The 16,467-nt window shown below is 38.8% G+C and carries 15 protein-coding genes; 9 read left to right on the forward strand and 6 right to left on the reverse strand.

Going from position 1 to position 16,467, the window contains the following annotated elements; genetic code table 11:
- Positions 1-369: 369 nt before the first annotated feature.
- The 5 genes from ACW0TQ_RS03585 to ACW0TQ_RS03605 all read left to right on the forward strand — a co-directional run bounded on the left by ACW0TQ_RS03585 (position 370) and on the right by ACW0TQ_RS03605 (position 6,578).
- Positions 370-1,695, forward strand: a complete 1,326-nt coding sequence (locus tag ACW0TQ_RS03585) for a tetratricopeptide repeat protein (protein ID WP_455725349.1) — start codon at positions 370-372, stop codon at positions 1,693-1,695.
- A 281-nt stretch (positions 1,696-1,976) separates the two neighbouring features.
- The gene (locus ACW0TQ_RS03590) at positions 1,977-2,666 is read left to right on the forward strand and encodes a GntR family transcriptional regulator (RefSeq protein WP_256705571.1); all 690 of its coding nucleotides are present in this window, start codon (positions 1,977-1,979) and stop codon (positions 2,664-2,666) included.
- Positions 2,667-2,815: 149 nt separating this feature from the next.
- Complete coding sequence (locus ACW0TQ_RS03595; protein WP_193062588.1) at positions 2,816-3,892, forward strand: tartrate dehydrogenase; 1,077 nt, start codon at positions 2,816-2,818, stop codon at positions 3,890-3,892.
- Positions 3,893-4,121: 229 nt separating this feature from the next.
- Positions 4,122-5,249: a glycerate kinase gene (locus tag ACW0TQ_RS03600; protein ID WP_368901306.1), complete on the forward strand. Its 1,128-nt coding sequence runs from the start codon at positions 4,122-4,124 to the stop codon at positions 5,247-5,249.
- A 54-nt stretch (positions 5,250-5,303) separates the two neighbouring features.
- The gene (locus ACW0TQ_RS03605; protein ID WP_193062585.1) at positions 5,304-6,578 is read left to right on the forward strand and encodes an SLC13 family permease; all 1,275 of its coding nucleotides are present in this window, start codon (positions 5,304-5,306) and stop codon (positions 6,576-6,578) included.
- 213 nt (positions 6,579-6,791) lie between these two features.
- Here ACW0TQ_RS03605 and ACW0TQ_RS03610 read toward each other — a convergent pair whose 3' ends face one another.
- Both ACW0TQ_RS03610 and ACW0TQ_RS03615 read right to left on the reverse strand, forming a co-directional pair.
- The gene (locus tag ACW0TQ_RS03610; RefSeq protein WP_455725350.1) at positions 6,792-8,174 is read right to left on the reverse strand and encodes a sodium/glutamate symporter; all 1,383 of its coding nucleotides are present in this window, start codon (positions 8,172-8,174) and stop codon (positions 6,792-6,794) included.
- 25 nt (positions 8,175-8,199) lie between these two features.
- Positions 8,200-9,366: an alanine dehydrogenase gene (locus ACW0TQ_RS03615; RefSeq protein ID WP_193062583.1), complete on the reverse strand. Its 1,167-nt coding sequence runs from the start codon at positions 9,364-9,366 to the stop codon at positions 8,200-8,202.
- 212 nt (positions 9,367-9,578) lie between these two features.
- Here ACW0TQ_RS03615 and ACW0TQ_RS03620 point away from each other — a divergent pair, with 212 nt between their 5' ends.
- The 4 genes from ACW0TQ_RS03620 to ACW0TQ_RS03635 all read left to right on the forward strand — a co-directional run bounded on the left by ACW0TQ_RS03620 (position 9,579) and on the right by ACW0TQ_RS03635 (position 13,165).
- Entirely contained in the window at positions 9,579-10,010 is a 432-nt protein-coding gene (locus ACW0TQ_RS03620; RefSeq protein ID WP_244882355.1) for a MarR family winged helix-turn-helix transcriptional regulator, read from the forward strand.
- A 3-nt stretch (positions 10,011-10,013) separates the two neighbouring features.
- The gene (locus ACW0TQ_RS03625; protein WP_042531268.1) at positions 10,014-11,036 is read left to right on the forward strand and encodes a hypothetical protein; all 1,023 of its coding nucleotides are present in this window, start codon (positions 10,014-10,016) and stop codon (positions 11,034-11,036) included.
- 249 nt (positions 11,037-11,285) lie between these two features.
- The gene (locus ACW0TQ_RS03630; RefSeq protein WP_042531266.1) at positions 11,286-12,140 is read left to right on the forward strand and encodes an aldo/keto reductase; all 855 of its coding nucleotides are present in this window, start codon (positions 11,286-11,288) and stop codon (positions 12,138-12,140) included.
- A gap of 341 nt (positions 12,141-12,481) precedes the next feature.
- The gene (locus ACW0TQ_RS03635; RefSeq protein ID WP_042531264.1) at positions 12,482-13,165 is read left to right on the forward strand and encodes a YjjG family noncanonical pyrimidine nucleotidase; all 684 of its coding nucleotides are present in this window, start codon (positions 12,482-12,484) and stop codon (positions 13,163-13,165) included.
- Positions 13,166-13,221: 56 nt separating this feature from the next.
- Here ACW0TQ_RS03635 and ACW0TQ_RS03640 read toward each other — a convergent pair whose 3' ends face one another.
- From ACW0TQ_RS03640 to ACW0TQ_RS03655, 4 genes are all read right to left on the reverse strand, one after another.
- On the reverse strand, positions 13,222-14,160 hold the full coding sequence (locus ACW0TQ_RS03640) for a ring-cleaving dioxygenase (RefSeq protein ID WP_042531262.1): 939 nt from the start codon (positions 14,158-14,160) through the stop codon (positions 13,222-13,224).
- 59 nt (positions 14,161-14,219) lie between these two features.
- On the reverse strand, positions 14,220-14,657 hold the full coding sequence (locus ACW0TQ_RS03645; protein WP_042531260.1) for a MarR family winged helix-turn-helix transcriptional regulator: 438 nt from the start codon (positions 14,655-14,657) through the stop codon (positions 14,220-14,222).
- Positions 14,658-14,793: 136 nt separating this feature from the next.
- Complete coding sequence (gene ribH, locus ACW0TQ_RS03650) at positions 14,794-15,261, reverse strand: 6,7-dimethyl-8-ribityllumazine synthase (RefSeq protein WP_042531258.1); 468 nt, start codon at positions 15,259-15,261, stop codon at positions 14,794-14,796.
- A 2-nt stretch (positions 15,262-15,263) separates the two neighbouring features.
- A complete protein-coding gene (locus ACW0TQ_RS03655) occupies positions 15,264-16,460 on the reverse strand; it encodes a bifunctional 3,4-dihydroxy-2-butanone-4-phosphate synthase/GTP cyclohydrolase II (RefSeq protein WP_042531256.1) in 1,197 nt (398 codons plus the stop codon).
- Positions 16,461-16,467: the final 7 nt, after the last annotated feature.

Consider the following 16,467-nt stretch of genomic DNA (forward strand, 5'->3'; position numbering starts at 1 on the left):
TTTTTGTTTTATTTAAATGCTTACTTAAATATACCATTTTTAAATAAGGTACTCAAACCTTGCAGAAACCCGGCATCCTGCAGTCAAGGGCATCTTCATGAGATTAAAGAAACTTTCCAGCTTTTGTATTTCTATTTATTCCTGCCTCTTAATTTCGCCCTTTCCTTGCGAGATTCGAAAAGAAAAGCTACAATAAAAAACGGAATATAACAAGATTCAGGCTGGCATTATTATTATGTTCCGCCTATTTAAATAAAACAACAAGCTCCTTCTATCATGAATAGAAGGATTTTATTAGTCTATATAACGACAAGGATAGAGCCAGAAACTTTATCCTTTTTCGACCGTAAATAATGAGGAGTTATCACTATGAGTAAAATAAAGAATGAAAGCTATTATAAGATTCTTGGCACCACTGCTAATATTGGTCAAGCAAGAATCGAAGAAAAATATCTGCAGGCTTTGGAAAAACATCCGCAGGAAACAGACCCAGAAGGCTATGCCAAAGTACAGGAAGCTTTTGAGGTTTTAAGAGATCCTGAGAAAAGAGCAGCTTACGATAATAATCGTAAACACGGCAAGAAAAAAACAGACGCTGCTTCAACCGGGAAGGCTGACCAACAGCATACACCCGAAGAAAATACAAAAGCAGAAGAAGTCAAACCGCTTGATGAAGCAGAACAATTAATTGCTGATGCAAAAAAAGCCATGGACAGTGGAGATAACCAAAAAGCCTTTGAAATCTATAAAAAATTAAATCAGCTCGTACCAGATAGCGGCGAAATTAAATTTAAGCTATTAAAACTAGCTAGTTTTAATGACGATGTTGATGAGATGGAAAAGATATTTTCAGAAATCATCCCACTGACGACAAGCAACGAAGAGTTGCAGGTCATCTATACGTTAAAGGCTGATATCTACCAAGATAATGGCTATCCTGACAAGGCTATCGAAACCTACGAGGATTTATTGGAGAGGTTCCCAGAGCAAACATCCATGTTTGCCCCAGCGCTTGCACATCTTCACACTCAGATAAATCAGTTTGATAAATCCATGCAAGTCATGGAACAATCTCAACCAGCAGAAGATGAAGATACCAAAACAACTACCGCATTCTATCTATCCTGGATTAATATTATCATTACGACAGAAAATTGGTCTATGCTATCTAAAATCATCTCCAAATTTAAAAAGCATCTAAAGCATGTTTCGGAAACGGATGATGTAAAAGAGCTGCAGAATGAACTGATGGAACAATATATGTATTTTCATAAAGCAGCACTATTTCAAGAGGCTGAGATTTACATCGGTTTAGCAGATGCTATTACCCGGAATAATAGTGACATAAAAAAAGCACATAATGAAACCAAAAAGCAGGCACGTTTGCAAAAAGAAATCAGCAGATTGTCTCGTGATATGCATGCTCATGCGCTGCTTTACTACAAAGCATATGAATGGTTCTACACCGGCAAAGTATCTGCTGCAAAAATGATTGCGGTAATGAATGAATTACCTGTCTACCAGAAACAGCAACTGGAAAATGACAACCAAAGCTATGCGGCAGGAATTCTGCAGTTGAAGAAAAAATATCCGCTTATTTATAAATCATTTCAGAATCAATGGGATACTTTATTTGAACAGTTAACTGTCGGACTTAGCCGGGAAGAGAAAAGGAATTTGCGAAAGAAGAAATAATTCATTTAAAAAAGAAATAGCTGACACTTTCACATTTTATTTGGCGAAGGTGCCAGTTTTCTTTTTAATATGAGCACCAGACTTAATCTGTTAGTTATTTCTCCACATAATTAAGCTTATGAGAAATCAATAAAACATTAAAGGAAATTCCGAGAATATACTCTTACTTCTGTTTATTTCAACATCTTTAGTATAATATGAATAGATCACGAAAAACATCTATGCTTCACAAATGCAACTGCCATTTATTTTATCAGATATTTAAGAAGGAGCGGTTTTTTATGGATTTTCCATTACATAAAATAAAAGAAAACATTGATCACATTGAAGATTATAAGTTACCTCAACAAGCTTATTTGATACTTAAATCTGCCGTTCGCGAACTAATTTTATCGCCAGGAAGTATGTTTTTAGAACGTGAAATAACAGCATTTCTAGAAATGAGCAGAACACCCGTAAGAGAAGCATTTGTACGCCTGGAAACGGAAGGTTTAATTCGTTTAGTTCCTCGTAAAGGGTTTGTTGTAGAACCGATACGTCCAGAAGATTTAAAAGAAATTTATAGTGTTATCGTGGCACTTGATGGAATTGCCGCAGAAGCAGCTACTCAGAACGCCTCAGATAAAGATATTCAACAACTGCAAAACATGATTGATGAACAACTAGAGGCATTAGGAAATGAAGATTTAGAACGATGGTCCAAGCTGGATGATTTATTCCACCGCCAAATTTTAGATTTAGCTGATAATCATCGTTTATCAAATACTTATGAAACATTTGATGATCAGTGTCATCGAGCAAGACTCTTTACGATTCACGAAAGGCCCTTACCAAAACAATCCATTCAAGAACACAAAGCTATCATCGCCTGTATGATTGCTAAAAATGAGCAAGCTGCAAAGTATGTTATGCAAGAGCATCGAAACAGATCTCATACCGAAATTTTAAATGTTCTACGCAAGGAAAACTAGCAGACAAGATCTTAAAATCTTATCTGCTAGTTTTTTAATGAATACATTAAAAGGGTTGAATGAACAAAAAATAAATAAATAAAATAAATATTGACTTTAACGTATACGTTGTTTAAGATATAAATAACTTAATAAAGGGAGGAAGCGTTATGACAAAAGCGTTTAAACTTGCAGTAATTCCAGGAGACGGTATCGGAAAAGAAGTAATTGCAGCCGGTATGAAAGTATTAACTTACTTGGAGGAACAATCAGACGGTAAATTTAAATTTGAAAGCGATTACTTCAATTGGGGAAGTGATTATTACTTAGAGCACGGAAGTATGATTCCCAAAAATGGTGTAGAAACTTTGAAAGATTATGATGCCATTTATTTCGGAGCTGTGGGTGATCCTCGCGTACCCGACCATGTCAGCTTATGGGGACTTCGTATAGCAATTTGCCAAGGGCTAGATCAGTGGGCAAATATCAGACCTGTGGAGTTTCTTCCTGGTATCAATCATCGTATCGCTCATCCAGATCCAGAAAGCTTAAATTGGATATTGGTACGTGAAAATTCAGAAGGAGAATACTCTGGAATTGGCGGAAGAAACTTTAGCGCTCGTCCAGATGAAAGAGAAGTAGCCATTCAATCTTCTATTTTTACAGAACATGGCTGTGAACGTATTATCCGTTTTGCGTTTGACCTTGCACGTACTCGAAAAAGAAAGAAGGTAACTAGTGTTACAAAAAGTAATGCACAACAATACGGAATGGTTTTATGGGATGAAGTATTTGAACGTGTCAGCAAAGAATATCCAGACGTAGAAACAGACCAATGGTTAGTAGATGCTATGGCTGCCCAATTTGTACTTAATCCAGATGATTTAGAGGTAGTGGTTGCATCTAACTTATTTGCTGATATTTTATCTGATTTAGGAAGCGCCCTTGCTGGCAGCCTTGGTATTGCTTCTAGCGCTAATTTACAAATCGACAAGCGGTTTCCTAGTATGTTCGAATCTGTCCATGGATCTGCTCCAGACATTGCTGGTAAAGGAGTCGCAAATCCAATTGGCACGATTGCCAGTGCTGCATTAATGCTAGAAGACCTCGGACTGCAGGAAGAAGCCAATAAAGTACATGAGGCTATCCGCCGAACAACTGCACAAGGTATTATCACTCGTGATATTGGGGGAACTAGTAATACAGAAGAAATTACAAATGCAATTATCAAAAATCTAACACTTTAACGCACCCTTTATTTTCACATTTTTCTAATATTTAAAGAAAACTTGGCAAGGCAAACCTGAAAGGCGCGGATTTCCTTAGTTGGGACTGGTACCGCGATTACCAGCCCTACCAAAACCGCGCGCTTATACTTTATTCCTGAAAGTTCTTTATGCTCTTTTAAAGTGCAATGATAAAAGGTACTGAGATAGGCTTATCTGAGTACCTTACTTTTTCATAAGGAGGAGACAAATGAAGATATTAGCTGCTGTAGACTCATTTAAAGGAAGTATCAGTTCTTCAGAAATTAATGGCATTATAGCTAAAGAATTAGAGATTAAAAATTTAGAAGTTATTCAAAAACCTTTAGCTGATGGTGGTGAAGGAACAATTGATGCATTGATTGATTCGGGTGTTGCGAAAAAAATAGATTGTATGGTTATTGGCAGTCTGGGAGAAAAAATACAAAGCTATTATGCTCTGATGAATAATGGCACGGCGGTAATTGAAATTGCTCAAATTTGTGGCTTGCCAATGATTCCTGAAAATAAAAGGAATCCGTTGCATACGACTACATATGGTGTAGGCGAAGCGATTATGCATGCAATAAACCATGGGGCAGATAATGTGGTCATTACGCTTGGCGGAAGTGCTACAAATGATTTGGGAATAGGGATGCTTCAAGCCCTTGGCGTAACAATTACAGACGAATCTGATCAACCTGTTCCTTTGGGAGCTGCTGCTTTAAAAGACATTACACATATAGATTTTTCAACATGCTTTACAGCGATTAAAAATATTACATTATCTGTTATAACAGATGTGCAAAATCCGCTTTTTGGTCAGAATGGCGCTACATTTATTTTCGGCCCGCAAAAAGGAATCACACCAGAAGACGCTGTTGAAATCGAGGAACAAATACAGCGCTTATGTACCATTACCCCTATTTTAGAAAAGTATCAAGATACTCCAGGGGCAGGTGCAGCAGGTGGTTTAGGTGCTGCATGCTTAGCACTTGATGCTCAAATATTTGATGGTGCTGACTGGTTTATGGAAACGCTTCAAGTAAAAGAAGTCATTCATCAAGTGGATGTTGTTATTACAGGGGAAGGAAAATTAGATTCTCAAACATTGTCAGGTAAAGCTCCTATTAGTATTGCAAATTACGCACGCAGCTTAAATAAACCCGTAATTGCTATCGCCGGCAGTATCGACAGTTCTTTATTAACACGTTTTTACGAAAGCGGTATCAACGTTTGCTTATCCGTTATTCCCGGCGTTCAAACACTAGAACAAGCAATGGAGAGGTCACAAGTTCAGAATAATATAAGCTATATATCACAGCAAATAGCCACTTTTCTATCATGGCCAAAAAAGTAGTTTAGCAGTCTTTGTGTTTTAGCTTTTAAACGTTATAACTTTAGGGGGAATAAAATGAGTCCTGAAATAATTACGTTACTATTTTTAATATTTGCTATCATAATGTTCGCTTGGGAAAAAATCCCTTTATCTATTACAGCAATGATAGTTGCTGTGGGATTAATTTTAACAGGAGTATTAGAACCCGGCGAAGCTTTCGATGGGTTCGTCAATACGAATGTCTTATTATTTATCGCCATGTTTATTGTTGGTGGAGCATTTTTTGAGACAGGTATGGCACAAAACTTTGGGAGTATCATAACCAAATTTGCAAAAACGGAGCGGATGTTAATTGCCGTTATCATGGTAATTACTGGCCTTATGTCAGGTCTATTATCAAACACAGGCACAGCAGCTGTATTCATACCTGTTATCATTGGCATAGCAGCTAAATCCGGGTTTTCCAGATCCAGATTACTTCTCCCTCTAATTTTCGCAGCGGCGATGGGAGGAAATTTGAGTCTGATTGGCGCCCCAGGGAATATGATTGCCCAATCAGCTTTACAAGATATAGGTTTATCTTTTGGTTTTTTTGAGTATGCAAAAGTTGGATTACCTATATTAATTATTGGTATCTTATATTTTTGTTTTTTCGGATACCGATTTTTACCAAATAATAAAGAACAAGCATTGAATGAAGACTCCATTTTCAATCAACAAATAGATTATTCAAATGTTCCCAAATGGAAACAATATTTATCTCTTATTGTTCTAATATTAACTGTAGCGGCGATGATTCTCGAAGATGTCATAGGTGTACCGCTGCATGTTTCCGCTTGGACTGGGGCATTAATTTTAGTAGCAACAAGAGTTATCTCAGAAAAAGACGCAATGAAATCGATTGATATGAATACCATCCTTTTATTTGTCGGTTCTTTAGCAATGGCAAAAGCTATTGATGTTACCGGAGCGGGAGCATTAATTGCACATTCTATTGTAGACTTTTTGGGAGATACACCATCACCTTATTTATTATTATTTGTGATTTTAGCACTCTCTGCTGTGATGACAAATTTCATGTCCAACACAGCAACCACTGCTCTATTAGTACCGATAAGTTTATCCATTGCAACTTCTATTGGAGCAGATCCAAGAGCTGTACTGATGGCAACAGTAATCGGAGGCTCTTTAGCATTTGCTACGCCAATTGGCATGCCTGCAAATACAATGGTTTACAGTGTAGGCGGCTATAAATTCATGGATTACGTTAAGGCTGGCTCTCCAATGATTTTAGTCGGCATCATTGTTTCCATGTTATTGCTCCCTATTTTCTTCCCATTTTATCCCTAGGAAACTAGGTTAGAAATTACATTATTTCAATTAGCAGCGTGCTGTCTCATAAGAAAAGTTGAGAGCACCATTATGATAAATGTTTATTTAGCAGAATTGCTTTTAAATTTTATTTTTTAACACGAAATAAAATAGGTATAAGCAATTAAAGAAGAAGACCGGAATCTTTCACGAAGCCAGTCTTCTTCTCTTATTACTCTATTTCAGAACACATCATTCCTCCCTATCCAAAGGAACAGCCGGCCTTTCTCCCAACGGAATCTTCCAATACCACCATTTAAATATCCTCGCAATAACAAAACATGCTATCGAAATAGCTACATAAATACCAACAAACGTCCAATGCTGTCCGGTCATCAGCATAATCGGACCCGCCGACCAGGCAAATAGCTCCAACGGCGTATTTAACGGTCCAACGATCGCAGTATCAGTTAATGTTTTTGACTTATTGTTTGGATCAATAACTCGTAGCAGTGTTAGCCCAATAGCAAAAACACCGGTGGAATAGCCATATACAAAGATAGATCGTTCAAACCAGCTTTCGTAGTTCATACCAGGCCCGATTACGACGAGGGTCAATACAACGACAACCAGTCCTGAAAGCATTAGTAACGTCAACGGCAGCCAGTACTCTCTCACAACCGGAAGCTGAATCGATGCCACGCCAAAAAATACAAGATAATCTGTTGCAGAGCTTCCGATTCTATCTACTATTTTACTGTCTACATATTTATAAATCCCTTTTTTACCTCTTCCCAAAACAAGATACATCAATAACGCAATAATAAATGCAATCGTAAATGTCGGAAATTCTAAATTCCAGGTCTCTGCAATATAGTTATTTAATAAATATCCTAATCCGGCAGGAACCACCAATAACGCGACATGAAAAGCCAATGGGTCAAGTGCGATAGGCGATACGGTATCCTTCCCCATCGAGGTGCGGTTTTCAGGCTTTACTAATCCTGTTTTTAAATCCTCCGAAATTTCAGAGAAATCCTTTACATATTGCGTATAGCCTTTTCGTGTTGCCCATTTGATAAAAATGAGCCCGCCCAAAATACCAATAAGCATCCCGCCGGTGGCCGCTGTCATGCCTAAATCCGTTGCATTTTCCCAGCCTAGGTTCTCAAAGGTTATTCCGATTGCTGCAGCTGTTCCATGACCTCCATAGAACCCGGCTGCTAATAGTAATCCAAACCCGTAATTGATCTCTGGAATAAATTTTGAAATAACGATAATGGCAAAAACAATTGGGATAACGATTTGCAGAGCAATCCCCAAAATCTTATAAATCGCATAGGCGCCCATCCGGTTAAGATCCTTTTTCATATTGCCCGGTGAAAAGGAAAAACCATTAATCCCTACTGCCGCAAATACTAATATCGTAATAACGCCCGCATAAGAACCAATATGTTCGGAAAGCGGCAAAATATTTAAAAAACTGGGTCCCAATGCCAGACCCAGAAATCCCGCCAGCAAACTTGCAGGAATAAAACTTCGTTGAATAAATTTCAATTTTGCGCGCAGAAACATTCCTAATAAAATAAGAATACTTGCACAAGCAAAATCTACTAATAATGTGTTTATCGTCATCTAGTCTCCCCTTTTCTTGGTTGTATTAAATCTTTAAAAAGTTAGTTGATCTTGTCCGCGTTGCCGGCGGCGCAAAGTCTATTTCTTCCTCCTGCAGCTGGAGTACATCTTCCGGACGTGCCCATGGCCGATTTTGAATAGCACTTGTTTCTTCATGTGTTAAGTAGCCTTTATAGGCTGTTAAGCTTCTTCTCAAAAAGCCGTCACGAATGCAGGCCTCCTTCACGCCATGGTTTAAAATAGAACGAATATGCGGAAGCACGGAAGCTGCATAAGCTACTGAGGTAGAATTCGCAATCGCTCCCGGAATATTACTTACACAATAATGCACCACACCATTTTCAACATACATCGGATCTTCATGTGTTGTTTCGCGGAAGGATTCAATGGCACCATCTTCATCATTACTAATATCTACAATAACAGAACCCTTTTCCATTAAGTGAAGCATCTCCCGGTCAATTAAATAATCTTTATTTTCTTTCGGCCACTTCACACAGTTAATCACCATATCAATTTCTGGGAGCAGTTTTTTAATATTCTGCTTTGTGGATAGTTGCGTATTTACCTTTTCGTTATATGTCCTGCCGATATCTCTAAGTACCCCGTAATTTACATCCATCACTGTACACCAGGCGCCTAAAGATTGCAGAACCTGCAGGGAAGACCTTCCAACTAGTCCGCCTCCCAGGATAAGTACCTTCATGCCGGGAGCGCCAGCTAGACCGCTGACAAATTTTCCTTTTCCGCCATTGATTGTCAGCATCGCATTTAACCCCATCAACGCACCCTGCTTTCCAGCTGCTTCACAATTGACGGAGCCAAAACGATGGGAATCCTCTGCAGTAAACGCAACACTCTTGCTGTCGAGAATAGCCTGTACTTGCTCCGGATGCGCCGCCGGATGAATACATGTATAAACAATCTGGTTTTCTCTTAATAATCCATACTCACTTTCTTCTATTTCTTTTACTTTGGCAAGAAAATCACAGCGCTTGTACATTTCTTCTATTGTATCTACCATCTCCGCACCTTCTTGCTCATACTGTTCATTCGTAAAGCCGGCTGAAAAACCAGCATCCTTTTGAACTAAAACGGTATGTCCATCTTCTTTAATGGCAGCCGCCTCAACAGGAGTTAACACCACACGGTATTCTCCTATTTTATTATCCTTTAACACACCAAAAATCATTTCTATTCCTCCAATATCTTTGTGAAGCATTTCTAACATATATATTAATCTAATTAGTATTCTACACATTTAGTCACTTAACAAAGTATAGAATATATTACATGAAATTTCAAAATTATTTTCATTACACATGAGCCCTTAAATTAAAAATACTTTTTATTTAAATTGCTTTATAGTTAAGATAACTTAATTATAAAGCGAGGTGTTTTATAGTGGACTCAAAAATAAAGCTTATTCAAAAAATCAATGCTTCACAAAATCAGCTGAATATCCAACTCGCCAGCAGATATGAGCATGAACTCGATAACCAGCTTACCGCAAAACAAGTGTTACTATTAGAATTGATTCAAAACGGAATTGCTTCCACCAAAGATTTATCCCAGCATTTAAACACTTCTATGAGCGCCGTTAGCCAGCTGCTGAATAAATTGGAAGCGAAGGAATATATCACGCGTCATATTAATAAAGAGAACCGTCGTGAAATCATTTTAAATTTGGCACCGAAGGCAGAATTGTATTTTGATAAACTGCAAGAGCTTAACGATGACATCAATTATCATGTTTATGGGCAGCTTCCTTTAGAGGATTTGCAACATTTAGATCGAATACTTAGCCATTTAAATACCATTGTAGAAGAGGTGTAGTTGATGAATGTGATTCAAAAAGGTAAGTATCTGTGGCTGCTGATACTCAGTCTCATTTTGGTCAGTAATTATATGCTGTATCAAACAGCGGTCGGAGCTGAGGTTTTACCGCCGGAGACTAATCCGGTTGTTTTAGGCTCGTTAATTGATTTAGTTATTATCGGGCCACTATTTTTCATGCTGTATAGAAAGAAATTCTCTATCAAGACAGCTGTTTTATTCGCAGCAGCAGGCTGTATAATAGCAAGACTTCTTATTCCCTCTCACTTGTTAGGCCCTTATGCAACAATTACTTGGGTCGGGATAGGTGCAGAAGCAGCATTGGTGCTTTTTGAGCTTTTATTTGTTATCGCTTTTTTCCGATACCTTCCTAACATCATACAAAAAGTGAAAACAAGCGCATTGCCAGTTATTTTTTCATTCCCAAAAGCAGTGGACCATTATGTAAAGAATAACCCGATTATCCATGTGATTTGCTCGGAGTTTTTGGTTTTTTACTATGCGCTTTTCACTTGGAAAAAGACACCGCCAAACGGGATAACACTCCATAAAAAATCAAACTTTATCGCCTTTCAGATTATGATGATTCATGCAATTATTGTGGAAACGCTCGCTATTCATTGGTGGCTTCACGAAAAGTCTATTGTTATTTCTATAATTTTATTGATTCTTAATATCTATTCGGTGATTTTTTTGATAGCGAGTATTCAATCCATCCGCCTGAATCCAATATATACAGATGAAAAGGCTCTCTATGTATCATTCGGAATATTAAAACGGGTCAAAATTAATTTTCAGGATATTGAGAGCATAGTAGAGGATCCTGTTGTTTTGAAAAGTAAATTAGAAAAGGATACCATTGATTTTATCGCAAAGGATTTTGAGCAGGTTTATCCAGATATGATTTTAAAAATGAAAAATCCAGTTAAAGCAACTTTATTTATGGGGATTCAAAAGGAATATTCCAAGATCGCCATTAAGTCAGATGATCCGGAAAAACTGAAGGCTGTTATTTTTGCTAAGTGACAATAATGATTGATTACGAAGATCTCCTCATTCCAACAATCTGTACCGAATTAGTGTAGGATTTTTTTAAATTGGGTATAGTAATTATGGACATCCTAGCAAGAGATGTAAACATGAAATACGGGTAATGTGACCTGAGTTTGATGATTGACCGGAAGCTCTGTTGCTGAAGGCAGCTTGTTGTTTTCATAATGGCAGACATCTATCATTCTCAGCTTACATTACAAAGTTTGTAAAGGAGATGAGATTGTGACTGTTAGTCATAACGGTTTTATTCTAAATGATGGTTCCGTACTTCCCTTCGTAGGACTAGGCACGATTGGTATTGACGGGGATCAGGGTACATTTGAAATTTTAAACGCCTTGAACCTGGGATACCGTTTAATCGATACTTCTACAAACTATAACAATGAAGGTATTGTCGGGGAAGCCGTGCGTCGATCTGCACTCCCAAGAGAAGAAATTTTAATCAGTGCGAAATTGCCCGGCTCGCACCATGAATACGATAAGGCATTTATCTTTATTCAGGAATCTCTGCGCCGCATGGGTCTAGAATATTTTGACAAGTATTTAATTCATTGGCCGAACCCTAAAGACGGCAAATATGTAGACGCTTGGAAGGCTTTAGTCGATGCTCAGAAACAAGGATTAATCAGAACCATCGGTGTTTCTAACTTTGAACCCGAACATTTAGATAACATTATCGAAGAAACAGGTGTGACGCCTGCTACAAATCAGGTAGAACGTCATCCGTATTTTCATAATAACCGCATGGTTGAAGAAAATGAAAAACGGGGCATTCTTACGGAAGCCTGGAGTCCTTTTGGCCGGGGTTATCTGAATGACGTGCTGGAAAATGCCACAATAAAAGAAATTGCGGATAGATACGATAAAACTCCGGCACAAATTATTGTGAATTGGAACTATCAGGCTGGCGTATTTACTATTCCAAAATCAAGCAATCCAATGCATCAAAAAGATAATATCAATAGCACCAACTTTGAATTATCTCCTGAGGATATGAAAACAATTGATTCGTTGGATAAAGGGGAAGACGGCCGTGTAGAAGGACAGGATCCCAACGAATATCACGAATATGTATAGACCGGCCATTTTTTGGCATTACAGCCTTTTAAATGAAGGGAAATTTCCTTTAGCGGGCATTTTTTGACGCATAAACATTTTCGATGGAGCGAGGAATCGTCCTATCGAAAAACGTTGTCTCAGACGTCTTGAGGACCTGTGTTCTGCAGGGGCAATCCAAACAGAGCCATTACCAATGAAAAAACTTTAAAAAACAGCCGTGCTTCCTTTTAACATGTAGGAGGCACGGCTGTTTTTGTTTCTTTTTAATTTCCGCTCCTGTTCTCGCCAAACTCTGTAACTTTTCTCCATAATTGCTATAATGAACAAGTAAGATGCTTAAAAGGGAGAGGAACAAAGCAATGAAATACGATGTAATATTTTTTGATTTGGATGATACATTATTTGACTTTGGCAAATCAGAGAAAGGGGCTTTACAAAAAACATTTGAAGCCTTTGGATTGCCGAATGGACTTATAGACTATCGGAGCAGCTACCGGGAAATCAGCAATGTGCTCTGGGGCGAATTGGAGCAAGGAAAGCTGTCGATAACAAAATTAGGGACAGAACGCTTTAGAAGATTATTTGAAAAGCATGGTCTTTCTTTGGATGGAACAGCATTTAACCATGCTTACCTTGAAAATTTAAGCAAAGAAATATACCTGGTGGATGGTGCTGACATCTTATTTGATTCGCTTCCTGAACAGCGTTCCGCGATTATCACGAACGGGTTTAAGCATGTGCAATTACCTAAGATTGGAAACTCACCGCTTCATAACACGTTTGAAGCGGTAATTATTTCAGAGGAAACAGGTTTTCAAAAACCGGATTATCGCATATTTGATTATGCTTTTTCCAAGCTTGGACTTACCGATAAAGCAAACGCATTAATGGTCGGAGATTCCTTAACCTCTGATATGCAGGGCGGTATAAACTATGGAATTGATACATGCTGGTTTAATCCCGACCATAAGGGAAACTTGACAGGAATGGAGCCTACATATGAAATCAATCATTTAACAGAGCTTATTCCGATTGCTAAATGATGGATAGCCAAAGAAGGAAGGTTCCGTATGAAACCTTCCTTCTTTGCTGTTTTTTTCTATTCAATCGGAGCTAGATTTGCTTCAATTTCAGCACGCTTTTCTTCTAAGAATGGCGGTAAATCAAGTTTTTCCCCCAAATGCTCCACATCCCCATCAACAGTGAATCCTGGACCATCTGTCGCGATTTCAAATAAAATACCATTGGATTCGCGGAAATATAAGCTTTTAAAGTAGAAACGGTCCACGATGCCCGATGAACGGAATCCGCGTTCCTTGACTTGTTCTTCCCAATATTGAAGCTCTTCATGGCTTTTTACACGAATCGCTACATGATGAACGCTGCCGCGACCTGGTCTTTCCGTAGGACCGTCTAAATATTTCACAACGATTTCTCCAAAAGCCTGGCCCGGAACAGATTGAAAAATAGCTTCCCGCTCGCTGCGGCTGACCTCTGTATAACCAAACATATCTGTCAATGTGGACGCCAGCTTATCCAGTCTTTTTACGGTTATCTCCACGGATCCCATACCTTGGATTTGATGTTCAGCAGGTACTTCTGATTTTTCCCAGGTTTCCCAATGGTCTGCTTTTTCTCCATTGGCAACAAGCAATACCATCTGCAGTCCTTCCGGGTCTTCGAATTTCATTGCAGTTCGATTGGCATAGGTTGTTATCCCGCCGTGTAAAACATTGTACGTATCAAAGCGTTCTTCCCAATAACGCAGACTCTCTTCCGATGGAACTAAGAGACCAATCCGAGTAATAGCATTCGTCCCCCGATGTGTGTGTCCAACCATCGGGATTTCGAAAAAGGTTAACTCCGTGCCTGGACTGCCTGTTTTATCCCCATAAAATAAGTGATACATGGAAGGATCATCTTGGTTCACTGTCATTTTCACACGACGTAAACCTAATACATCACGATAAAAACGATTATTTTCATTTGCATTTTTTGTAACCATCGAAATATGATGGTGTCCTGGAATGGTATACATAACCAATTCCTCCTTTATCAGTTTACTAGTCAAGTTATAATAAAAAAATAATAGACGTATTATTTTTTTAATTTGCTTTCTGTATGCTTTTGCAGTTTCGACATCAGCGTATATAATGTTCGCTGTTCTTCTTCTGTTAAACAGTCATCCACTACAGATGTTTGAAAAGCCAGCTGATTTTCAAAAACTTCCTCTATCTTGGTTTCTCCCTTTGACGTCAAACTTATCCATTTTGTTTTCCAATCCTGCTTACGCTGAATGTATCCTTCCTGCTCCAGCCGGGCAAGCATACGTGAAATGCCTCCCTCTGACACGGTCACTCGGGCAGCAAGCTCACTCTGCGTAAGAGGTTGATAAGACCAGACTTGGTTTAATACATCAAATTGGGCAACGGTAATATCAAATTGCTTTAGAAAGTCATTGGACAGCTGATTGCTCTGATGCATGAAGCGGACAATCCGAAGCCAAATCAAGGAACCAAGGGTATTCTTTTTCATTCGCCTCATATCCTTTCTATATCTTCATTTTACTACTCAAGTGATAATAATGCAACAAAAATATATTTAATTAAAGATATTTTTTCGTATTAAAAGAAGGCTACCCTTGATATGGATAACCTTCCTTTCATGTACATTAAGCATGAATCCGTTTATTCAACGAAACCATTTCCAATAAACCTAACGCTGCTTCTCCACCCTTATTCCCTGCTTTTGTACCAGCTCTCTCCAATGCCTGCTCAATCGTTTCTGTTGTCAGCACACCAAACATTACTGGAATTTCTGCGTTCAATCCGATTTGCGCGATGCCTTTGGCTACTTCATTACTGACAAGTTCATAATGTGTGGTTGCGCCGCGAATAACTGCTCCCAGTGTAATAATTCCATCGTACTTTTTTGTCTTTTCCACCTGCTTTGTCACATATGGAAGCTCAAAAGCACCCGGCACCCAGAAAATATCGATATCTTCTTCGCTTACCCCATGCCTTTTCAAAATATCCTTGGCACCTTCCAATAATTTAGATGTAATCAACTCATTAAACCTGGAAACCGTGATAGCTACTTTTAATTGCTCTCCTTGAAACATTCCTTCATATACAGTCATAATCATTCTCCTTCTACAGATAATAAATGGTGAAATTTATCTTTTTTTATTTTTAAATAGTGTTTATTTTCATGATAAACAGTTGTTTCTAATGGCACCCTTTGAGCCACCTCAATACCGTATTGCTGTAATTCCTTTACTTTATCCGGATTATTCGTCAGCAAACGGATTTTTGATATCCCTTCCTTTTTCAAGAGCCATGCGGCGATATCATAATGGCGCTCATCCGGAAGAAAGCCGAGAGAAACATTCGCTTCATAGGTGTCTGCACCCTGCTCCTGTAATTCATATGTCTTTAATTTATTGAGCAGTCCAATTCCTCTTCCTTCCTGCCTTAGGTATAGAATGGCACCGCGCCCTGCATCGGCAATCATTTGCATGGCTCTTTCCAGCTGTTCCCCGCAATCACAGCGATGGGAACCGAAAATATCTCCGGTTAAGCACTCTGAATGCACTCTGACTAAGATCGGCTCCTCAGTGTCCTTGATTTCTCCCATCGATAAGACGAGCTGATCTTTGCCTTCTTTGTCCTGATAAAGGGACAAGTCAAAGTCTCCATGCTTGGTCGGAAGCTTCACTTTAGCATTTGCCTGGATATTGGAATAAGCCAAATAAGTTGCAAGCTCTTCGATGGTTACCAGCGGCATACCCCACTCTGCCGCAAGCTGTTTTAAATCCTGCAGCCGGGCCATCTCTCCGTCTTCCTTTAAAATCTCGCAAATATAGGCTGCTTCGCTGTCTCCTGCCAGTTTTGCTAAATCGACCGCAGCCTCTGTATGTCCCCTGCGTTCCAGTACTCCGCCGTTCTTTGCTATTAACGGAAAAATATGACCTGGTCTGTTGAAATCAGCCGCTTGGCTACTTCTATTTGCCAATTCCTGAATTGTCTTTGCCCGTTCAAATGCAGATATCCCTGTGGTTGTTTCTTTATGGTCCACGCTGATAGTAAATGCTGTTTGATACTCGTCTGTATTTTCACTGGTCATTTCCCATAAATTTAAGTTCTTGGCAATGTTTTCGGAAACTGGCGCACAAATCAATCCCCGGGCATGCTTTGTCATAAAATTGATTGTTTCCGCAGTTGCTTTGCTGGAAAGCCCAACTAAATCACCCTCTGATTCCCGCTCCTCATCATCCGCAACAATAATCAGCCGTCCTTGTTTCAATGCAGTAACTGCAGCTTCGATATGGTTTATCATCTTTATT

The sequence above is a fragment of the Oceanobacillus sp. M60 genome (genome assembly GCF_053839645.1).